Source organism: Streptomyces sp. NPDC051582 (assembly GCF_040681715.1).
Lineage (GTDB): Bacteria > Actinomycetota > Actinomycetes > Streptomycetales > Streptomycetaceae > Streptomyces.
This window is the reverse complement of record NZ_JBFAZJ010000021.1, coordinates 102,045-123,526: the sequence shown is the minus strand read 5'-3', so window position 1 is coordinate 123,526 and position 21,482 is coordinate 102,045. Positions and strand designations below refer to the sequence as shown.

General features: G+C 71.2%; 14 protein-coding genes. 3 read left to right on the top strand and 11 right to left on the bottom strand.

Annotated elements, in window-relative coordinates:
* Nucleotides 1-5: 5 nt before the first annotated feature.
* Both AB0M92_RS25825 and AB0M92_RS25820 read right to left on the bottom strand, forming a co-directional pair.
* Nucleotides 6-1,115 carry a GTP-binding protein gene (locus AB0M92_RS25825; RefSeq protein ID WP_366104695.1) on the bottom strand — a complete coding sequence of 370 codons (1,110 nt, stop codon included), beginning with the start codon at nt 1,113-1,115 and terminating at the stop codon, nt 6-8.
* Between the two features lie 77 nt (nt 1,116-1,192).
* On the bottom strand, nt 1,193-2,359 hold the full coding sequence (locus tag AB0M92_RS25820; RefSeq protein WP_366104694.1) for a citrate synthase/methylcitrate synthase: 1,167 nt from the start codon (nt 2,357-2,359) through the stop codon (nt 1,193-1,195).
* A 55-nt stretch (nt 2,360-2,414) separates the two neighbouring features.
* Here AB0M92_RS25820 and AB0M92_RS25815 point away from each other — a divergent pair, with 55 nt between their 5' ends.
* Nucleotides 2,415-3,656, top strand: coding sequence for a citrate synthase (locus AB0M92_RS25815; RefSeq protein WP_366104658.1), 1,242 nt, complete (start codon nt 2,415-2,417; stop codon nt 3,654-3,656).
* A gap of 40 nt (nt 3,657-3,696) precedes the next feature.
* On the opposite strand, the gene AB0M92_RS25810 is transcribed toward AB0M92_RS25815, so the two are convergent.
* The 6 genes from AB0M92_RS25810 to AB0M92_RS25785 form a co-directional block, all read right to left on the bottom strand.
* A complete protein-coding gene (locus AB0M92_RS25810) occupies nt 3,697-5,313 on the bottom strand; it encodes a glycoside hydrolase family 13 protein (protein WP_366104657.1) in 1,617 nt (538 codons plus the stop codon).
* Between the two features lie 28 nt (nt 5,314-5,341).
* Complete coding sequence (locus AB0M92_RS25805) at nt 5,342-6,217, bottom strand: carbohydrate ABC transporter permease (RefSeq protein WP_366104656.1); 876 nt, start codon at nt 6,215-6,217, stop codon at nt 5,342-5,344.
* Nucleotides 6,218-6,231: 14 nt separating this feature from the next.
* Nucleotides 6,232-7,125 carry a sugar ABC transporter permease gene (locus AB0M92_RS25800; protein WP_366104655.1) on the bottom strand — a complete coding sequence of 298 codons (894 nt, stop codon included), beginning with the start codon at nt 7,123-7,125 and terminating at the stop codon, nt 6,232-6,234.
* Nucleotides 7,126-7,136: 11 nt separating this feature from the next.
* Nucleotides 7,137-8,537 carry an extracellular solute-binding protein gene (locus AB0M92_RS25795; RefSeq protein WP_366104654.1) on the bottom strand — a complete coding sequence of 467 codons (1,401 nt, stop codon included), beginning with the start codon at nt 8,535-8,537 and terminating at the stop codon, nt 7,137-7,139.
* Between the two features lie 203 nt (nt 8,538-8,740).
* Complete coding sequence (locus tag AB0M92_RS25790; protein ID WP_366104652.1) at nt 8,741-9,751, bottom strand: LacI family DNA-binding transcriptional regulator; 1,011 nt, start codon at nt 9,749-9,751, stop codon at nt 8,741-8,743.
* 105 nt (nt 9,752-9,856) lie between these two features.
* A complete protein-coding gene (locus AB0M92_RS25785) occupies nt 9,857-14,161 on the bottom strand; it encodes a discoidin domain-containing protein (RefSeq protein WP_366104651.1) in 4,305 nt (1,434 codons plus the stop codon).
* 215 nt (nt 14,162-14,376) lie between these two features.
* Here AB0M92_RS25785 and AB0M92_RS25780 point away from each other — a divergent pair, with 215 nt between their 5' ends.
* Both AB0M92_RS25780 and AB0M92_RS25775 read left to right on the top strand, forming a co-directional pair.
* The gene (locus AB0M92_RS25780) at nt 14,377-15,993 is read left to right on the top strand and encodes an ATP-binding protein (RefSeq protein ID WP_366104650.1); all 1,617 of its coding nucleotides are present in this window, start codon (nt 14,377-14,379) and stop codon (nt 15,991-15,993) included.
* Nucleotides 15,990-16,706, top strand: coding sequence for a response regulator (locus AB0M92_RS25775; RefSeq protein WP_366104649.1), 717 nt, complete (start codon nt 15,990-15,992; stop codon nt 16,704-16,706). Before AB0M92_RS25780 ends, AB0M92_RS25775 begins: the two co-directional genes overlap by 4 nt.
* Nucleotides 16,707-16,733: 27 nt before the next feature.
* On the opposite strand, the gene AB0M92_RS25770 is transcribed toward AB0M92_RS25775, so the two are convergent.
* The 3 genes from AB0M92_RS25770 to AB0M92_RS25760 all read right to left on the bottom strand — a co-directional run bounded on the left by AB0M92_RS25770 (nt 16,734) and on the right by AB0M92_RS25760 (nt 21,091).
* Entirely contained in the window at nt 16,734-18,326 is a 1,593-nt protein-coding gene (locus AB0M92_RS25770; protein ID WP_366104648.1) for a cation acetate symporter, read from the bottom strand.
* Nucleotides 18,323-18,820, bottom strand: coding sequence for a DUF485 domain-containing protein (locus AB0M92_RS25765; RefSeq protein ID WP_366104647.1), 498 nt, complete (start codon nt 18,818-18,820; stop codon nt 18,323-18,325). Before AB0M92_RS25765 ends, AB0M92_RS25770 begins: the two co-directional genes overlap by 4 nt.
* A 150-nt stretch (nt 18,821-18,970) precedes the next feature.
* Complete coding sequence (locus AB0M92_RS25760; protein WP_366104646.1) at nt 18,971-21,091, bottom strand: DNA topoisomerase IV subunit B; 2,121 nt, start codon at nt 21,089-21,091, stop codon at nt 18,971-18,973.
* Nucleotides 21,092-21,482 lie beyond the last annotated feature (391 nt).

Below are 21,482 nucleotides of genomic sequence, written 5' to 3'. Positions count from 1 at the left end.
CCCCGCTACGGCTCCTCCGGGTCGGCGACGAAGTCGTACGGGTCCGGTCGTTCGGGTTCGTCGGCCGGCCGCGCCGGGCGGTCGACGTAGCGCAGGACGCCCCACATGCTCTCCGGCGGCGCCTGCTGCGGGGCCGGTTCGCGGCAGGCCTCCAGCTCGCCGAGGAGCGCGGGGCCGTCTGTACCGGCGCCGATCAGGACCAGCTGGCTCCGGCGCGGCTCGCCCCGGCCCCAGGGGCCCGGCACGAAGCGCAGGAAGCGGCCGACGGCGTGGACCTCGTAGCGCTCCTCGTGGCCGGGGACGCCGAAGTGGACGTAGCCCTTGATCCGGTACAGCCCGGCCGGGCGGCGGTCGAGGAAGTCGATGAACCGGCGCGGGTTCAGGGCCTGCTCGGAGACGAACTCCGTGCTCTCGTAGACCGTGTGGGCGTGCCCGGTGTGGTCCTCGTGACCGGAGTCCTCCGCTTCTTCGGACTCCCTGGTCTGGGAGATCAGGTCCTCGAAGGACAGCTGGCCCCGGGTCTCGGTCCACGGGCGCCGGTCGAAGAGCAGCTCCGGGTCGATCCGGCCGTGGTCGGCGGCCACCACCGGCGTGCCGGGGCAGAGCGCGGCCAGCTCGGCCGCGATCCGGGTGAGGCCGGCCGGCTCCACCCGGTCGGTCTTGTTCAGCACCACCAGGTCCGCGACGGCCAGGTGGCGGTCGGTCTCGGGGTGCTTGACCCGGGTCGCGTCGAACTCCGCCGCGTCCACGACCTGGACCAGTCCGCCGTACCGGATCGCCGGGTTCTCGCCGGCCACCAGCATCCGGATCATCTCCTGGGGCTCGGCCAGCCCGCTCGCCTCGATGACGATCACGTCGATCCGGTGGACGGGCGCGGAGAGCTTCTCCAGGTACGCGTCCAGCTCGCTGCCGTCGACCGCGCAGCACAGGCAGCCGCCGCCGAGCGAGACCATCGAGTCGCCGACCTGGCCCGCCACGGCCATCGCGTCGATCTCGATCGAGCCGAAGTCGTTGACGACGACGCCGATCCGGGTGCCTCCCCTGTTGCCGAGGAGGTGGTTGAGCAGCGTCGTCTTGCCGGATCCGAGGAATCCGGACAGCACGACGACGGGAATCGGCTGGGCGGGCGGCCGGACGGGCGGCTGATCGGGCTGCGGGGTGGGCTGACTGCTGTTCACACGGCCGATCGTAGTCAGCCGAGCGCCGGAACCGGCTCGGGCGGGGTCGGGCCCGCGTACCGGGCGGCCGGACGGATGATCTTCGAATCGGCGGCCTGTTCGAGGATGTTCGCGCTCCATCCGACCACGCGTGCCGCGCAGAAGGTCGGCGTGAACATCTCGCGCGGCAGCCCGCACAGCTCCATGACCACACCGGCGTAGAACTCCACGTTGGTGTGCAGCTCCCGCCCCGGCTTGAGCTCCGCGAGGATCTGCTCCACGTGCCGCTCCACTTCCACGGCGAAGTCCACGAGCGGGCCGCCGAACCCGAGGGCGATGTCGCGCAGCATGCGCGAGCGCGGGTCCTCGGTGCGGTACACGGGGTGGCCGAAGCCCATGATCCGGTCCCCGGCGAGCACCCGCTCGCGGATCCACGGCTCGATGCGGTCCGCCGTGCCGATGGCGTCCAGGGTGTCCAGGGCCCGGCTGGGCGCGCCGCCGTGCAACGGGCCGGAGAGCGCGCCGATCGCCCCGGTGAGGGCGGCGGCCACGTCCGCGCCGGTGGAGGCGATCACGCGCGCGGTGAAGGTGGAGGCGTTGAAGCCGTGGTCGATGGTCGAGATCAGGTACTGCTCGACGGCCCGCGCCTTGACGGGGTCGGGTTCCCGACCCGTGAGCATGTACAGGTAGTTGGCGGCGTACGGCAGGTCCGCGCGCGGCTCGACCGGCTCCAGGCCCTGCCCCAGCCGGTGCAGCGCCGTGAGCAGGGTCGGTACGGCGGCGCAGGCGGCCAGGGCGTCGGCGGCCCGCCGCTCCGGGTCGATGTCGTACACCGGGCGCAAGCCCGCGGAGGCCCCGAGCAGGGAGAGCGCGGTCCGCAGCCCGGCGAGCGGGCCGGAGAGCGCGGTGGCCCGGGCGAGGGCGGGCAGCGCGCCGCGCACCGCGTCGGGCAGCCGGCGCAGCGGGGCGATCTCGGCGGCGAACGCGGCCCGCTCGGCGGCGTCGGCCGGGAGGGCGCCGCGGAACATCAGGTGCCACACGTCCTCGAAGGTGCGGCTCGTGGCGAGCTCGACGGCCGAGTACTGGCGGTAGTGGTAGAAGCCCTCGCGGCCTCGGACGTCACCGAGTTCGGTCTCGGTGACCACGACTCCCGCGAGACCGCGGGGCACATCGACGGTGGTGTTCATGGATCGACCATCCATCATGGATTGAATCCTTGTCAATATTGATTGAATCAATATATGTAGGGTGTGTGTCATGAACGACCAGGCGGACGGCGAGCGCCGGATCAGCACCCGGCAGGCGGCGGAACTGCTGGGGGTGAAGCCCGCGACGGTGTACGCGTACGTCAGCCGCGGCCAGCTCACCAGCCGCCGCGATCCGGTCGGCCGCGGCAGCAGCTTCGACGCGCGCGAGGTGGAGGCCCTGGCCCTGCGCAGCCGGCGCGAGGCGGCGGCGCCCCCGGGCGCGGAGCTCTCCGTACGGACCTCGCTCACGCTGATCGAGCCCGACCGGTACTACTTCCGGGGCGTGGACGCCGTCGAGCTGGCGTCCCGGTACCGCTACGAGGAAGTCGCCGAGTGGCTCTGGACCGGGACGCTGCCGCGCGGCGCACGGTTCACGGCTCCCCCGCAGGTGCTGGCCGCCGCCCGGCGCGCGGTCGCCGCGCTGCCCGAGCACAGCGGTCCGATCGACCGGCTCCGGGTGGCGACGGCCGCCGCCGCGGTGGCGGATCCGCTGCGCTTCGACCTGTCCGAGGAGGCCGTACTGGGCTCCGCGCGCTGCCTGATCCCGACGCTGGTCGGCGCACTGCCCGAGGTGGGCCCGGCCGGCTGGCGCGGGGACGGGCGGCTGGCCCGGCAGCTGTGGAGCCGGCTGACGGAGCGGGAGCCGGACCCGGACGCGCTGGCCGTGCTGGACCTGGCCCTCACCCTGCTCATCGACCACGATCTGGCCGCCTCCACCCTGGCCGTACGGGTGGCGGCGTCCGCGCGGGCCCATCCGTACGCGGCGGTCTCGGCCGGCCTCGGCGCCCTCGAAGGCCCGCTGCACGGCGCGGCCGGACGGCTCGCGCACCGGATGCTGGCGGAGGCGCTGGATCGGGGCGGGGCCGCACCCGTGGTCGCGGACCACCTGCGCTCGGGACGACGGGTTCCGGGGCTCGGGCACCGGCTGTACGAGGGCGAGGACCCGCGGGCCACGGCGCTGTTCGCCCGGCTGGAGGACGTGCCGCGGGCCGGTCCGGCGCTGGCGGCCGCCCGCGAGGTCGTCGCGACGGCGGCGGCCCGACGGGGCGGGCTGCACGCCAATGTCGACCTGGCGCTGGCGGTGCTGACGGTGTCCTGCGGGATGCCGGCCGAGGCCGGGGAGACGGTGTTCGCCGTGTCCCGCACCGCGGGCTGGATGGCGCACGCCCTGGAGGAGTACCAGGAGCGGCCGCTCCGGATGCGCCCGAGCGGCCAGTACCAGGGGCCCCGTCCGCCACAGCCGATGCCGTAGCGCCTCTCGTGGGGCGGGCGGCGGCGGTCCGGCCGCGGAGTCAGGTCCGCAGCCAGACCGCCGTGTCCTGCGGAAGCAGCCCGGCCGCGTCCAGGGCCGAACTGCTCAGCAGGAGGCTCGTGTGCGCGGGCAGCGGGACCGCCCCGGTGGCCAGGTTGACCACGCAGACCAGCCCGTCCGGGCGGGCGAAGGCCAGCACCCCGGGCGCAGTCTCCAGCCACGCGAGCGAGCCGCCCCCGAAGCCGCCGGCCGCGCGGCGCAGCCCGAGGGCCGTCCGGTACAGGCCGAGCATCGAATCCGGGTCTCCGTCTTGGCGGTCCGCGGCGTACGTGCCCCAGTCGGCGGGCTGCGGCAGCCAGGGGTCGTGCCAGGGCTCGGCGGTCCACGGCAGCGGCACCCGGCACCCGTCGCGCCCCGGGTCGGTGCCGCCGGAGCGGAAGTGCATGGGGTCCTGGATCCGGTCGATCGGTACGTCCGCTTCCGGCAGACCCAGTTCCTCCCCCTGGTAGACGTACACGGCGCCGGGCAGCGCGAGCGTCAGCAGGGCCGCGGCGCGCGCCCGCCGGGTGCCGAGGGCCGGGTCGGTGGGGGTGCCGAAGGCCTTGGCGGCGAAGTCGAATCCGGTGTCGGCGCGCCCGTAGCGGGTGACGGTACGGGTCACGTCGTGGTTGCAGAGCACCCAGGTCGCCGGGGCGCCGACCGGAGCGTGCTCGGCGAGGGTCTCCTCGATGGAGGTGCGCAGCCGTCCGGCGTCCCAGGGACAGCTGAGGAAGGAGAAGTTGAAGGCGGTGTGCAGCTCGTCGGGGCGCAGGTAGCGGGCGAAGCGCTCGGAGTCGGGCAGCCAGACCTCGCCGACGAATACGGCTCCGTAGGAGTCGGCGATCGCGCGCCAGGAGCGGTAGATGACGTGCAGGTCGTCACGGTCGATGTACGGGTGTACCTCACCGGTGCCGGGCGGCCAGGGCTCGGCCGGCCGGCCGGCCAGATCGGGCAGGGCCGGGTCCTTGGCGAGCAGGGCGGCGGAGTCGATCCGCACCCCGGACACGCCGCGATCGAACCAGAAGCGCAGCACCTCCTCGTGCTCCCGGCGCACGGCCGGGTGGGCCCAGTTGAGGTCGGGCTGCTGCGGGGTGAACAGGTGCAGGTACCACTCGCCGTCCGGTACGCGGGTCCAGGTCGCGGCGCCGTTGAACTGCGAGGGCCAGTCCCCCGGGGGCAGTTCGCCCCTCTCGCCGCGGCCGGGCCGGAAGTGGAAGAGCTCGCGCTCGGGGCTGCCCGGGCCGGCGGCGAGGGCGGCCCGGAACCAGGCGTGCTGGTCCGAGACGTGGTTGGGGACGATGTCGACGATGGTGCGCAGCCCCAGCGCGCGGGCCTCGGCGATGAGCTTCTCGGCCTCGGCGAGGGTGCCGAAGGCCGGGTCGATGGTGCGGTAGTCGGCGACGTCGTAGCCCCCGTCGGCGAGCGGGGAGAGGTACCAGGGCGTGAACCAGAGGGCGTCCACGCCCAGTTCGGCGAGGTACGGAAGGCGGGCCCGGACGCCCGCGAGATCGCCGGTGCCGTCCCCGTCGCCGTCGGCGAAGCTGCGGACGTACACCTGGTAGATGGCGGCCGAGCGCCACCAGTCGGCGGCGTCCACGGGCAGGGGAAGGTCAGCCACGGGGGCTCCTTTCACAGGGGGCGGCCGGTCAGCCCTTGAGGGAGCCCGCCGTCAGACCGCTCGTGATGTTGCGCTGGAAGACCAGGAAGATGAGGAGCGTGGGCGCGCAGGCCAGGGCGAGGGCGGCGATGAGGTGGTTCTCGGGCACCCCGGAGGACAGCGAGTAGATGCCGACGTTCAGGGTCTGCAGCGCGGGGTCGGGGAGGGTCAGCATCGGCCAGAGGAAGTCCTTCCAGACCCCGACGACCGCGAAGATCGACACGACGCCGAGGACGGGCCGGGACATCGGCAGGACCACGGAGCGCAGGGCGCGCAGGGCGCTCGCCCCGTCGATGGAGGCGGCGTCGAGGATCTCCTGCGGGATGGAGTCGAAGAACCGCTTCAGCAGGAAGATGTTGAAGGCGTTGGTGACCGACGGCAGCCAGATGACCCAGGGTGAGTCGAGCAGGTTCCGCCGGATGAGCGGCATGTCGAGGACGGTGAGGTACTGCGGCACGACGAGGACGGCGGCCGGGATCATGAGGGTCGCCAGCATCATGCCGAGGACCGCCTTGCCGAGCACCGGGCGCAGCCGGGACAGCGAGTAGGCGGCGCCGACGTCGAAGACGAGCTGGAAGGCGAGGGCTCCGATGGCGTAGTAGAGGGTGTTGAACAGCAGCCTGGCGAGGTCCATGACCTTCCAGGCGGCCGTGTAGTTGGCGGTGTGCGCGGAGTGCGGCACCAGGGTGGGCGGGACGCGGGCGAACTCCTCGGTGCTCTTGAGGCCGTTCGCCACCATCCAGTAGAGGGGGCCGAGGAAGACGACGGTGAAGCCGGTGACCACCACGGCGAGGACGGACCAGTAGAGGACCTTTCCCCGGGTGCGGCCCAGCCGGGCGGGGGATATCAGGGTGCGCTCTGCCATGGGCGGGGCTCCTGTCAGCTCTCGTTGTCGCGGCTGAGGCGGACGTACAGGGCGGAGAAGCCGGAGAGCAGGACGAGCAGGCACAGGCCGAGGGCCGCGGCGCCGCCGTACTGGTTGAAGTCGAAGGCGTACTGGTAGACGAGGACGACGACGGTGGTGGTCGAGCCTTCGGGGCCGGCGCCGCCGGTCAGCAGAAACGGTTCGGTGAACACCTGCATCGTCGCGATGATCTGCATCAGCAGCATGAGCGAGAGGATGAGCTTGGTCTGCGGAACGGTGACGTGCCAGACCTTGCGCAGCACTCCGGCGCCGTCGAGCTCGGCGGCCTCGTACAGCTCCCCCGGGATGCCCTGGAGGGCGGCGAGGTAGATCAGGGTCGCGCTGCCCATGTTCATCCAGGTCGACGCGATGACCACGGACAGCATGGCGGTGTCGCTGGATTGCAGCCAGTCTTGCGCCGGCAGGTGCAGGAATTCCAGGGCCTTGTTGAACAGGCCGTAACCGGGGTCGTAGAAGTACTTGAACAGCAGGACCGAGGCCACCGGGGGCATCATCACGGGCAGGTAGACCAGCAGGCGCAGGTAGCCCTGCGCGTGCCGGAATTCGTTGATGACGACGGCGACCAGGAAGGGCAGCAGGAAGCCGAGGACCAGGGCGAGTGCGGTGAAGAGCAGGGTGTTGCGCCAGGCCTGCCAGAAGCCCGGGTCCTGGAAGACGTGACGGAAGTTGTCCCAGCCGACCCATCGGGTGGTGCCGGACTCCGTCTTCTGGAAGGCCAGCAGGAACTCCCTGACCATCGGGTACCAGGAGAAGAAGGAGAAGCAGAGGACGGCGCCGATCAGGAAGCCGTGGGCCGTGAGGTTCCGCTTGAGCGCCCGGCGGAAGCCCTCCGGGGCGGTGGCCGACATCCCGCCCCCTCCTACTGGTTCGCCAGCAGCCGGTTGACGGCTCTCTCCGCCTCGGCGAGGAGCTGCGCGGCGTCGGCGTCCTTGTCGGTGAGGACCCCGGACACCACCTTGTCGAGGATCTTGTAGACCTCCTGCGCCTTCCGCGGCTCCGCCTTGCCGGGTACCGGGTCGTCCAGGAAGGCCTTGAAGTTGGCCACGGGCATGGTGGCGCTCGCGGCCTTCAGCTCGTCGTCCTTCGCCTTGCTCGCGCCGGTGAAGAAGGCCGGCTGCGGGAGTCCGACCGGCAGGCCGTCGGCCTTGGAGCGGTCGTACCGGAACTGGCCCTTGCCGACCGCGAGGGTCTTGAAGTTCAGCCAGGCCACGGCGGCCTTGATCTTGTCGGGCGAGCCGCCCTTCTTGATCATGTACCCGTTGCCGCCGGCCAGGGTGGCCGCGCCGCCGGGGAGCGGGCCCATGCCGAAGTTCTCGTACGTGGCACCGAGCTGCTGGACCATGTACGTGATGTCGTCGGGCGCGGCGAGGAACATGCCGAGTTTGTCGGAGGCCATCTGCTTCTGCAGGTCGCCCCACTTGAGCAGCTGCGTCTTGCCCATGCTGTCGTCCTCCCAGCGCATGGCGTGGAGGTTGCCGGCGATCCGCTGTCCGGTGGGGTTGTTGAAGGCGGCCTTGCCGTCGGCGCCGACGATGTCTGCGCCGAGGCCGTACATGGCGGCCGTGTAGTGCCAGCCGCCGGTGTTCTCGACGCTGTATTCGCCGTAGCCGGCGGTGCCGTTGCCGAGGGCCGCGATCTTCTTGGCGGCCGCCCGGACCTCTTCCCAGGTGCGCGGCGGGGTGTCGGGGTTCAGTCCGGCCTGCTGGAAGAGCTTGCGGTTGACCAGCAGGCCCATCGTGTAGTTGCTGGTGGGCAGGCCGTAGAGCTTGCCGTCCCGTTTGAGGACGCCCAGGACGTTCTTGTCGATGTCGTCGAGGGCGGGCACCGACTGCGGGGTGACGTAGGCGGAGATGTCCTCGGCTCCGTCGTTGTCGAGCACCTGCTGCAGGTCCGTGAAGTACGCGTAGAACACGTCCGGCTGGGACTTGGCCTTGAGCATCGCGGTGAAGCGCGGGGGCTCCAGGCATTGGCCGGGGGTGGAGCGGCCCTCGATCGTGACGTTCGGGTACGCCTTGTTGAACTCCGCCACGTCCTCCTTCCACTCCTTGAGCTCGGCCGCCTTGGCCGCGGGCGGCATGCAGTCGATGGAGAGGGTGACCTTCGTTTTCGGGTCGAGCGGTGCGGTGGCGTCGGCGGAACCGCCGCTCGGCTGCGCTGACGTGCCGTCCCCACTGCTGCTCGTACCGCAGGCCGCGAGGGCCGAGACGGCGAGGGCGGAGACAAGGGCGGCCGCGGTGCCGCGGCGGAGGCTGGTTCTCATCGGTGGTCCCCTTCGAGCATCGGGCAGGAGGCGTGGGGGCGAGCGCGGCACACTCAACCACCGCCCACAGATGGACGCAATATCTCGTGCAGATTCCGTAAGACATTGACATCCTCGCGTCGGACACGGGACACAAAAAGGGCTCCGGAACGTCCTGGTGACGTTCCGGAGCCCTTCCCCGCGTGTACGGGGTGGGTACGGAGCTACGCGCGCGGGGCCTGGGCGGTGGAGCCGCGGACCACGAGCTCGGGCTCGAAGAGCAGCTCACCGGGCTGTACGGCCGCGCCCTGGATCTGCGCGGTCAGCAGCTCGACGGCGGCCCGGCCCATGGCTTCGATGGGCTGGCGGACGGTGGTCAGCGGGGGTTCGGTGCAGTTCATGAACGCCGAATCGTCGTAGCCGACCACGGAGACCTCCCGGGGCACGTTGAGCCCTCGGCGGCGGGCTGCCCGTACGGCGCCGAGCGCGAGCGGGTCGCTCGCGCAGATGATGCCGGTGACCCCGCGGTCGAGCAGCCGGGAGGCGGCCGCGTGGCCCCCCTCCAGCGAGAACAGGGCCCGCTCCACGTGGGCGGGGGGCAGCTCGGCGCCGGCCGCCGCGGCGACCGCCTGGGCGGCCGTCAGCTTGCGCAGGGAGGGGATGTGGTCGGGCGGGCCCAGCACCAGGCCGATGCGCTCGTGCCCCAGGGAGGCCAGGTGGCGCCAGGCCTGCTCCACGGCGACGGCGTCGTCGCAGGCCACGCAGGGGAAGCCGAGGTCCTCTATGGAGGCGTTGATGAGCACCACCGGGACCTTGCGGTCGGACAGCAGCCGGTAGTGCCCGTGCGGGGCGTCGGCCTGCGCGAAGAGGCCGCCGGCGAAGACGACGCCGGACACCTGCTGCTGGAGGAGGAGTTCGACGTAGTCCGCCTCGGAGACCCCGCCGGTGGTCTGCGTACAGAGCACCGGGGTCAGTCCCTGCTGCGCCAGCGCCCCGCCGATGACCTCGGCGAACGCGGGAAAGATCGGATTCTGCAGCTCCGGCAGCACCAGGCCGACCAGCCGGGCGCGCTCGCCGCGCAGCTGGGTGGGCCGCTCGTAGCCGAGGACGTCGAGGGCGGTGAGCACGGACTGCCGGGTGGTCTCCGAGACGCCCGGCTTGCCGTTGAGCACCCGGCTGACCGTTGCCTCGCTGACTCCCACCTTCTTCGCCACTTGAGCAAGTCGTCGCGTCATGCGCGCAAGAGTAGCGCAAGAAATGCAAGTCGCTTGCGGGTCGATGGGGCGGCCCCGGAAGCACCCCGGAGCCGCCCCACCACCCGTCCTCGCGCCCCGCCGGGGCTAGGGCAGTTGGTTGATCCTGAACGTCGAGGTCGTGTTCCGCACGCCCACGGCGTTGTCGCTCGTCTTCAGGTTGTGGATGGTGACCTCACCGACCGCCGGACCCTGCCCGTCCTCGGGCATCTCGTTCGCCCAGAGTCCGAAGCCGGACTTGGCGTCTAAGGCGTCGCCGCTCTTCTTCGCCCCGGTGATGGTGATGTCCTTCAGGACGGTGTCCTTGATCGGGTTGACCGGCCGGCCCCCGATGTACTGCGTCTGGAACATGATGCCGCTGTACGTCGGATCGACGATGTCGACATTGTTGATCCTGATGCCCTGGAACACCTTCGAGGCCGAGAACAGCCAGATCCCGGGGAAGGTCTGCGCGCCCCAGAAATGGCCGCCGGAGCGGACGATCGAGACGTTCTCGAACGTCGTCGGATCGGTGCCGAAACCGTTCATCGGGTACCCGAAGTCCAGCGAGCTGACGGTGACGCCCGAGTAGACGAGGGTGTCGGCGATGTGGATGTTGCGGAAGGTGTTGTCGTACCCGCCGTAGACGGCCACACCGGCCGCGCGCCAGGTCAGGATCGCGGTCAGGTTCTCGTACAGGTTGTTCTTCATGTCCGCGCCGCCCGCGTCGATCGCGGAGAACAGGGCGAAGCTGTCGTCGCCCGTGGAGCGCGCCTCGTTGTTGGACACGAGGTTGTCCGTGCTGCCGTTCGTCATGTTGATGCCGTCGGCGAACGTGTCGCGGATCCGGGAGTTCTTGATCGTGATGCGATCGGTGTTGGCACCCCAGTAGAGGCACACGGTGTGCTCGTTCCAGATGTCCTCGATGGTGATGTCGGTGACGTTGGAGAAGTCGAACACCTTGCCGGGGCCGTCGATGCGCGAGGTGTAGTTGCCGAAGGAGGCGAACCCCGCGAAGGACGAGCCCTTGGCACTGGCTTCCGCACGCCAGCCGTTGTCGGTGTTGTCCTGCCCGGCCGGGGCGCGGAAGCGGGTGAACCAGGGCCCGGCGCCGAGCACCTGGACGGCTTTGCCGTACACCTGGAACTTGCCGGCCGTCTCGTAATCGCCCGGTGGCAGGTAGACGCCGACCAGCTTGCCGCCGGTGTCCATGCGGACCTTGTCCAGGGCGTTCTGCACGTCCTGGTGGGTGAAGCCGGCGGGCACGGTGTACGTCGCCGGGTCCGGGTTGGGCGTGACGGCGGCCTCCTCCAGGCTGACGAAGTCGATCGCGTAACTCGTGGTGTTGGCCGCGTCCTTCTGCAGGCGGATCCTGCTCCCCGCCGGGACGGTCTCGCCCAGCAGCAGGTTGGCCTCGTCGTAGATGTGCCGCGGGGCTCCGGAGCCCGGCGAGTTGCCCGGGGCGGCCTCGGCTCCGTACAGCCAGGCGTACTTCGAGGTCAGCGGCAGGGCCTTCTTGAAGGTGCCGTTGACGTAGACGTCGATGGTGGAGTCGATCCCGCCGCCGCCCGGGGCGTCCGGGATGGAGAAGCGGGTGACCAGGGTGTTGGTGGCGGCGCGGGTGGTGAACTCGACGTACTCGCCCGTCGCGTCGAGGTGTACGGCCTTGCGGCCGGAGGCCTCTCCGGCGATGTCGCCGATGGTGCGGTTGGGGCCGACGACCGTGGCTCCGCCGCCGACCGCGGCCTCCTCCGCCTCGTACGTGTCGAAGGGCATGTTCGCCCCGCGGCCGACGAAGAAGGGCTTGGTGGAGGTGTTGTTCGCGCGCTTGACCGGGAGCTCGTTGGCGTCGTCGGCGAGAACCGCCTTGACGGTGTACTTGCCGTTGACGGCCGGCCAGCTGCCGAGCGCGATCGGGGCGGTCGAGGCGCCGGGAGCCAGAGCCCCGCTGAAGGAGCCCGTGAGCGTACGTACGGTGGCGCCGGCCGCGTCCTGGAGGGTGAGGGTGATTCCGTGCGCGCCGGAGGCGGCCGCGAGGGTGCCCTGGTTCCGGACGGCGACGGTGAAGTCGACCGGCCGGCCGGCGGACGGGGCGCTCGGGGACCAGCTCACGGCGGAGGCGACCAGGTCGGAGCTGTCGACCGGGCGGACCACCAGCGGGGAGCCGGTGCGGGTGTTGTTGGTGTCGTTCTGCTCGATGACCGTGTTCGCCTCGTCGACGGTCGCGCTCAGCGGATAGGTGCCGGCGTCGCGCGCGCCGATGCCGGCGGTGACGGTGGCCGTGGCTCCCGCGGCAAGGGCGGGTACGTTCGCCGCGCCCACCGGGCTGCCGCCGAGCTTGAAGGTGACGGCGGTGGCGGCGGCCGGGGCCGGACCGCTGTTGCGGACGGTGGCGGACAGCGTGACCGGGTCCGATTCGACCGGGGCCGCGGGGGTCGCGCTCAGGCCCGTGACCTCCAGGTCGGGGTTGGGCGCGGGGACGCCGATGACCTGGAACTCGGCGATCTGGCCGCCCGAGGCCCCGGTATTGGCGGTGAAGCGGAGCTGCACGTCCGCGACGCGGGCGTGCACCGGCACGCTGACGGTGTTGGCGCCGGACGCCGGGTCGAAGACGTAGTCCTGTGCCGCGACCAGGTTCGTGGGGCCCGGGGCGCCCTGCTCCCGGCCCAGGACCTGGATGTTCTGGGTGCGGGTGCCCCAGCTGCTGTCCGGGTTGAGCTTGAGGACCAGGCGGTCGACGTCGGCGTTGGCGCCGAGCTTGACCGTCAGGGTGCTGGGGTAGGCCCCGGCCGCGCCCTCCCAGTAGGTGGAGGTGCTGTTGTCGTTGGCGTTCTCCGCGACGTAGGTGTGGATCACGGAAGAGCCGGTGATCGGCTTTCCGACGGCCAGGTTGGAGCCGTCGCCTCCGGCGCCGTTGCGGGTGACGGTGAAGCTGTCGCCGGAGCGGTTGCCCGCCGCGTCCTTGGCCCGGACGAAGTAACTGACGGTGGCGTCGGCCGGCTGGGTGTCGGTGTACGTGGTGGCGCTTCCGGCGACCGTCGTGCGCAGCACGTTGTTCGCGTACACCTCGTAGCCGGTGACGCCGACGTTGTCGGTGGACGCCTGCCAGGCCAGCTTGACCTGGTCGGCGGCGGGCTGGGTGAAGGCCAGGGCGCCGGGGGCGGTGGGCGCCTGGGTGTCTCCGGCGTCGGCGGCCCGGGTCACGCTGTTGCTGTCGGGCGACTGGTTCCCGGCGGCGTCCCTGGCCCGGACCCGGTAGGTGACGCTCGTACCGGTGGGCTGGGTGTCGGTGTAGGTGGTCACGTCGCCGGCCACGCTGGTGCGCAGCTGGTTGTTCGCGTACACGTCGTAGCCGGTGACGGCGGTGTTGTCGGTGGCTGCCTTCCAGGTGATCTTGATCTGGCCGGTGGCGGGCTCCGTGTAGGCGAGTTCCGCGGGGGCCGTCGGGGGCTGGGTGTCGCCGGTCCGCGGGCCGTAGATCTCCAGCTCGGATATCTGTCCGCCGGGCTGGACGGAGTTGGCCGAGACGAGGACCCGCAGGTGGCGGGTGGTGGTGGCGTCGAAGGTGACGGTCACCGTGTTGGCGCTCGCCGGGTCGAAGGCGTAGGCCTTGGACGCGGTCAGGTCGGTGAAGTCGGTGCCGTTGGCGCTGCCCTGGAGCTTCAGGGTCTGGGTGCGGGCTCCCCAGCCCCCGGGCAGGCGCAGCACCACGCGGTCCACGCGGACGGAGGCGCCGAGGTCGGCCTGCAGCCACTGGGGCAGGGCGTTGTTGGCGCTCTCCCAGTAGCTGTCCGGGCTGCCGTCGTTGGCGTGGGGCGGGAGGTAGGTCTGGGTGCTGCTGCTGGTGGTCAGGGTCTTGCCGAGGGCCAGGTTGGCCGAGGACTCACCGGCGGCGCGTACCTCCAGCTCGGAGAGCTGGGCCGCCTGCCGGCCGGTGTTCGCCGTGATGTCGATCCGGACGTACCGGGTCCGGGAGGCGGGGAAGGTGATCGTGACGGTGTTCCCGCTGCCCTGGCCGAAGGTGTACGTCGCCGAGCTCACCAGGGTGGTGAAGGCGGTGCCGTCGTCGCTGCCCTGGACGGACAAGGTCTCGTTGCGGCTCTCCCAGGCGGCGGGCAGCTTGAGCACCACCTGGTCGACGCGGGTGGTGGCACCGAGATCGGTCTGCACCCATTGCGGGGAGGCGCCGCCGGCGCTCTCCCAGGCCGTGCTCTCCCAATACGTGGACCGGTTGCCGTCGGTGGCGTTGGCGGCCGGGTAGGCGGCGCTGCTGCTGCTCGCCGCGGCGGGGCGGCCCGCCGCGATGCTCGGGCCGCCGGCGGCCTCGGCGGTCAGGGCGGGCCATCCCACCATCAGCAGGGCCGTGGCGGTCAGGGCGGCCAGCGCCCGTCCTCTCCAGTGGAGCCTTCTCATATGTCCTCGTCCCTCGGCATGAGTTTTCTGAACCAGGTGAGACAGGAATTTGCGCTATGCCGTGCGAGAGTTGCAGAGCTTTGCCGAGAGGTCTACTGCTGCGACCGCATTTTCGTCGCGTCATCACTTGCGCAACCTGGACGCAAATCACGCAAGCCATTTGCGTACACATGAGAAATTCCGCTTCGGCCGAAGGCGACCTACCGTTGCTGGTCATGCGGTTCCTCCACATGAGCGCTCGGCGCCTCGGGCTGCCCAGACGGGCCGTCTCGCAGATCCTGCTCACCCAGCTGGCCATCGCCGCCGGGGTCGTCGTACTGGCCACCGGGCTCTTCCTGGCCCCGCTCGGCGCGCAGCTCGACGACCAGGCCATGCGGCGCGCCCTGGCCATCGCCCAGAGCGCGGCGGCGGACCCGTCGCTGGCCGCCGACCTCCTCGATTCCGGGCCGAGCGCCGACAGCCCGGTCCAGGCTTCGGCCGAGCGGATCCGCCGCGCCACGGGAGCCGAGTACGTGGTGGTCATGGACCTGGACGGCATCCGGCGCTCGCACCCCGGCGCCGACCGGATCGGACTGCCCGTCTCCACCGACCCGAGCGACGCCCTGGCGGGCCGCGAGGTCATGGAGATCGACGAGGGCACGCTCGGCCGCTCCGCCCGCGGCAAGGTCCCGCTGATCGCCGCCGACGGGGAAATCGTCGGCGCCGTCTCCGTCGGCATCGCCTACGACAGCGTCCACGACCGGCTGCTCGGCGCCATCCCGGGTCTGCTCGCCTACGCGGGCGGCGCCCTGGCGGCCGGCGCGCTGGCCGCCTACCTGCTCTCCCGCCGGATCCAGCGCCAGACCCGCGATCTGGCCTTCTCCGACATAGCCGGGCTCCTCGCGGAGCGCGAGGCGATGCTGCACTCCATCCGCGAGGGTGTGATCGCCCTCGACAGCGACGGCCGGGTCCGGCTGGTCAACGACGAGGCCGCCCGGCTGCTGGGCCTCGCCCCCGGCACGGCCGCCACCGTCGCCGGCCGCCCGCTGGACGACGTACTGGGCGCCGGCCGCACCACCGACGTCCTCGCCGGCCGCGTCACCGGCCGAGACCTGCTGACCGTCCAGGGCCCCCGGGTGCTGGTCTCCAACCGGATGCCCACCGAGGACGGCGGCGCCGTCGCCACCCTGCGCGACCGCACCGAGCTGGAACACCTCGGCCGCGAACTCGACTCCACCAAGGGCCTGATCGACGCCCTGCGCGCACAGGACCACGAACACGCCAACCGCCTCCACACCCTCCTCGGCCTGCTGGAGCTGGGCCTGCACGAGGAGGCGGTGGAGTTCGTCACCGAGGTCGTCGGAGTGCATCGCAGCACCGCCGAACAGGTCACCGAGAAGGTCCACGACCCGCTGCTGGCCGCCCTCCTGGTGGGCAAGGCGACCGTCGCGGCCGAGCGCGGCGTCCCGCTGCGGCTCGCCGACGCCACCTTCCTGCCCGACGGCCTCGTCGACCCCGGCGGGCTGGTCACCATCACGGGCAACCTGGTGGACAACGCGCTGGACGCGGCGGCCGGCTCCGCCGCACCCCTGGTCGAGGTCGAGCTGCGCGCCGAAGGCCGTACCGCGATCCTCCGGGTACGCGACAGCGGCCCCGGCGTCCCGGCCGCCCGCCGCGAGGAGATCTTCACCGAAGGCTGGTCGACCAAGCAGCCCAAGGCCCACCGCGAGCGCGGGCTCGGTCTCGCGCTCGTACGCCGCCTCGCGGAACGCCAGGGCGGCACGGCCCGGGCCGGCGAGGCAGCGGACGGAGGGGCGGAGTTCTCCGTCGTACTCCCGGAGGCCCTGCGATGACCGGGGCCCCGATCCACGACATCCAGGACATCCACGTATTGGTCGTCGACGACGACGTGCGTGTTTCCCGGATCAACGCGGCGTACGTGGCCAAGGTTCCCGGCTTCCGTGTCGTCGCCCAGGCCCATTCGGCGGCCGAGGCGCTGGCCCGTCTCGACACCCATCCCGTGGACCTGATCCTCCTCGACCACTACCTCCCGGACGAGAACGGCCTGGACCTGGTCCGCCGACTGCGCCAGCTCGGCCACCGCACCGACGTGATCATGGTCACGGCCGCCCGCGACCTGGCCACCGTCCAGAACGCCATGCGCCTCGGCGCCCTTCAATACCTGGTCAAACCCTTCACCTTCGCCGGCCTGCGCACCCGCCTGGAGGCGTACGGGGCCCTGCGCCGCACCCTGGAGACGGGCGGCGAGGCCGAACAGGACGAGGTGGACCGGATCTTCGGCGCCCTCGCCGCCGCCGGCTCCCCGAACGAGCTGCCCAAGGGCCACTCCGCCACCACCGCCGAGCTGGTCCGCCAGGTCCTGCGCTCCGCGGAAGGCCCGCTCTCCACCCAGCGGATCGCCGACCGCGCCGGCATCAGCCGCCAGACCGCCCAGCGCTACCTCAAGCTCCTGGAGCGCAGCGGCCGGGTCACCCTGGCCCTGCGCTACGGCGAGACGGGGCGCCCGGAACACCGCTATTCCTGGCTCCCGTCCGAGGGCACCTGATCCGGCGGACCGCAACGGGAGCCGCGCTCAGACGGCCCCGGCTCCGGTCAGCGAACGGACCTCCGTCTCCGCGTACTTCGCCTCGCCCGGCTCCTCGGCCGAGGTCACCGTGCCCAGCCAGCCCGCCAGGAAGCCCAGCGGGATCGAGACCAGACCGGGGTTCTGCAACGGGAAGAACTGGAAGCTCACACCCGGGAAGAGGGACTCCGGGCTGCCGGAGACCACCGGCGACAGGACGACCAGCACGACGGCCGGAACCAGCCCGCCGTAAACCGACCAGACCGCGCCCCGCGTGGTGAAACCCCTCCAGAAGAGCGAGTACAGCAGCACCGGCAGATTGGCCGAGGCCGCCACCGCGAAGGCCAGCCCCACCAGGAACGCCACGTTCAGGTCCTGGGCGAGCAGCCCCAGGGCGATCGCCACCGCCCCGATCCCGACCGCCGCGACCCTGGCGACCGCGACCTCGCTGCGCTGACGCGCGTGGCGGCGCTTGAGCGAGGCGTACAGGTCGTGCGCCACCGAGGCCGAGGAGGCCAGCGTGATCCCGGCGACCACGGCCAGGATCGTGGCGAAGGCGATCGCCGCCACGAACGCGAACAGCACCGCTCCCCCGGTCGATCCGGCCCCGCCGCCCAGGAACGCCGCGAGCAGCGGGACCGCCGTGTTCCCCGAGGCGTTGGAGGCCCGCACCTCATCGGGGCCCACCAGGGCGGCCGCCCCGAACCCGAGCACGATGGTCATGAGGTAGAAGCCGCCGATCAGCGCGATCGCCCACACCACCGACCGGCGGGCCGCCCGCGCCGTGGGCACCGTGTAGAAGCGCGACAGGATGTGCGGCAGCCCGGCCGTCCCGAGGACCAGCGCGAGGCCGAGGCTCATGAAGTCGAAGCGCGAGGTCCAGTCGGCGCCGTACTTGAGCCCCGGGCTCAGGAACCGCCGCCCGTGCCCGCTGCGCTCGGCGGCACTGGTGAGCAGCTGGTCGAAGTCCCCGTGGAAGCGCAGCAGGACGAGCACGGTGAGGGTGACGGCCCCGCCCATGAGCAGCACGGCCTTCACGATCTGGATCCAGGTCGTGGCCCGCATGCCGCCGAAGGACACGTAGACCACCATGAGCGCGCCGACCCCGATCACGGTCAGCGTGCGGGCGGCGGTGCCCGAATCGCCGAGCAGCAGGCCGACCAGGCTGCCCGCACCGACCATCTGCGCGACGAGGTACAGCACCGAGACGGTGACGGAGGAGGCGCCGGCGGCGATCCGTACGGGGCGCTCGCTCATCCGGGCCGCGACCACGTCGGCGAGGGTGAAGCGGCCGCAGTTGCGGACCAGTTCGGCGACGAGGAAGAGCACGACGAGCCAGGCGACGAGGAAGCCCACCGAGTACAGCAGGCCGTCGTAGCCGAAGAGGGCGATCAGGCCGGAGATGCCGAGGAAGGAGGCGGCGGACATGTAGTCGCCGGCGATGGCGAAACCGTTCTCCATGGGCGAGAACAGCCTCCCGCCCGCGTAGAACTCCTCGGCGGAGCCGTGCCGGTTGCGGCTGACCCAGGTGGTGATCCCCAGGGTGACCGCGATGAAGAGGCTGAACAGGATCAGGGCGAGCGTCTGGTGTTCCGTGGTCACCGGCCGGCCCCCCGGCTCTGGTTCCGGTTCCGCTCCTGGCCGCGTTCCTGCTCGAAGACCGTCCAGCGCAGGTCGAGCGCGGCCCGGTCCCGGCGCAGCCGCGCGTGCCGGGAGTACGCCCAGGTCAGCAGGAAGGTGCTGAGGAACTGGCCGAGACCCGCCAGCAGGGCCACGTTGACGGCCCCGAACACGGGCCGGGCCATGATGCCGGGGGCCATGGTCGCCGCGACCACGTAGGCGACGTACCAGAGGAGGAATCCGGCGGTCGCGGGGACGACGAACCCGCGGTAGCGGCTGCGGACCTCCTGGAAGGCGGCGCTGCGCTGCACTTCGAGGTAGATGTCGGACGCCCCGGGCGCGGCCCGGCCGCCGACGGCCGGGCGCGGGGGCGGCGGTTCCCCGCCCTCGCCCTCCCCCCAGCCGACGGCGAGCGCGTCGTACCAGGGGTCGTCGAGCCGGATCGTTCCGGCATCGGGACCTTCGTGCTTGTCCACCGAACTCTCCTTGTCCGCTGCCGCATTGGCCGCGTGCTCACAAGGATGTGCGGTATGGACGTTTTCCGGACTGGTGTCCCGGTGCTCTTCACTCCAACAGGTGATGGAGCGAAGAGCACCGGTGTGCCGTGGTGCCGGTGTGTGCGTCGGTCAGGCGTCGATGCGGGAGCGGTCCAGGGTGGCCGCGGAGCTCGTGATGAACTCCTTGCGCGGCGCCACCTCGTTGCCCATCAGCAGGTCGAAGACCTGCTCGGCGGAGTCCAGGTCGCCGATGTTGATGCGGCGCAGCGTGCGGAAGCGGGGGTCCATGGTCGTTTCCGCCAGCTGGTCCGCGTCCATCTCGCCGAGGCCCTTGTAGCGCTGGATCGAATCCTTGTACCGGACGTTCTTGCGCTGGAATTCGAGCAGGGTCTGGCGCAGCTCGTTGTCCGAATAGGTGTAGACGTACTTGTCCTGGCCCTTCTTGGGCTGGACGAGTTCGATCCGGTGCAGCGGCGGCACCGCGGCGAACACCCGGCCCGCCTCGACCATCGGGCGCATGTACCGCTGGAAGAGCGTGAGCAGCAGGCAGCGGATGTGCGCGCCGTCGACATCGGCGTCGACGAGCAGGACGATCTTGCCGTACCGCGCGGCGTCGATGTCGAAGGTCCGGCCCGAGCCGGCCCCTATGACCTGGATGATCGCGCCGCACTCGGCGTTCTTGAGCATGTCCGAGACCGACGACTTCTGGACGTTGAGGATCTTGCCGCGGATCGGCAGGAGCGCCTGGAACTCCGAGTTCCGCGCCAGCTTGGCCGTACCGAGGGCGGAGTCGCCCTCGACGATGAAGAGCTCGCTGCGCTCCACGTCGTCGCTGCGGCAGTCGGCCAGCTTGGCCGGCAGCGAGGAGGTCTCCAGCGCGGTCTTGCGGCGCTGCGCCTCCTTGTGCTGGCGGGCGGCGATCCGGGTCCGGGCAGCCGCGACGATCTTCTCCATCACGGCGCGTGCCTGCTGCTTGTCGTCACGCTTCGTGCTGGTCAGGAAGGCCTTCAGCTCCTTGGCGACCACGGCCGCGACGATCCGGGCGGCCGCCGAGGTACCGAGCACCTCCTTGGTCTGGCCCTCGAACTGCGGCTCGGCCAGCCGGACGGTGACGACCGCCGTCATGCCCTCCATCGCGTCGTCCTTGACCACGTCGTCCTCGGCGACGCGCAGCAGCTTCGCCGAGCGGAGCACCTCGTTCACCGTCTTGGCGACCGAGCGCTCGAAGCCGGTCATGTGGGTGCCGCCCTTGGGCGTGGCGATGATGTTGACGAAGGACTTGACCTGCGTCTCGTACCCGGTGCCCCAGCGCAGAGCGATGTCCACGCCGAGCTCGCGGGTGACCTCGGTGGGGGTCATGTGGCCGCGCTCGTCGAGGACGGGGACGGTCTCCTTGAAGGTGCCCTGTCCGCTCAGGCGCAGCACGTCGCAGACGGCCTTGTCCTGCGCGAGGTAGTCGCAGAACTCGCTGATGCCCCCGTCGAAGCGGAAGGTCTCCTCCGTCTTGCCGGCCCCGTCGATGGCGCGCTCGTCGCGGACGACGAGGGTCAGGCCGGGGACGAGGAAGGCGGTCTGGCGGGCACGCTGGTAGAGCGTCTCCAGGGAGAGCTTGGCGTCCTTGAGGAAGATCTGGCGGTCGGCCCAGTAGCGGATCCGGGTGCCGGTCTTGCCCTTGGCGACGCGCTTGGCCTTGCGCAGGCCGTTGGCGGGGTCGAACGGGCTGTCGGGGCCCTGCTCGGTGAACATGCCCGGAACGCCGCGGCGGAAGCTGATCGCGTGGGTGGAGCTGTTGCGGTCCACCTCCACGTCGAGCCGGGCGGAGAGGGCGTTGACCACGGAGGCGCCGACGCCGTGCAGGCCGCCGGAGGCCGCGTACGAGCCGCCGCCGAACTTGCCGCCCGCGTGCAGCTTGGTCATGACGACCTCGACGCCGGACAGCCCGGTCTTGGGCTCGACGTCGACGGGGATGCCGCGGCCGTTGTCACGGACCTCGACCGAGGCGTCCTCGTGGAGGATCACCTCGATGTGGTCGCAGTAGCCCCCCAGGGCCTCGTCGACGGCGTTGTCGATGATCTCCCAGAGGCAGTGCATGAGGCCTCGGGAGTCGGTGGAACCGATATACATGCCGGGGCGCTTGCGAACGGCCTCTAGGCCTTCGAGGACGAGCAGGTGCCGCGCGGTGTAGTTGGAGCCGTCCCGGTCTGCTCCGGACAGCAGTGCGCTGGAAGGCACGGACGTGTCGGCGGTCACGCAGTTCGCTCCTCGCTGAATTTCTTTTCCTGGCCCTGTCGGGCGCAGGGTGGCTCGGTTGCCCGTCGAAGGGTACCGAGGCCTGGTAGAGCCGATGCAACGCCACCCTCGCGCCTACATCAGCCTAGTGCAGGACCGCACGGGTGTTCGATCCCCCAGCCGGGTGAAGCAAACATCACGTTCCCTTCCAGGCATGAACCATTTAGGGTTCGGGCACGTCCTCATTCACAACCGGCACTCAGCCGGCGAGGACGGAACTGCAACAAGCGAACGACTGACAACGCGAAACCGTAAAGCAACGCAATACGGCTCCTTCGCCGCCAACCGGCAGCAGCCGGCCAGCTTCGGAAGGAAGTTTCGAGGAAAAGCCGCGAGCGGGAACGTTTTCGGC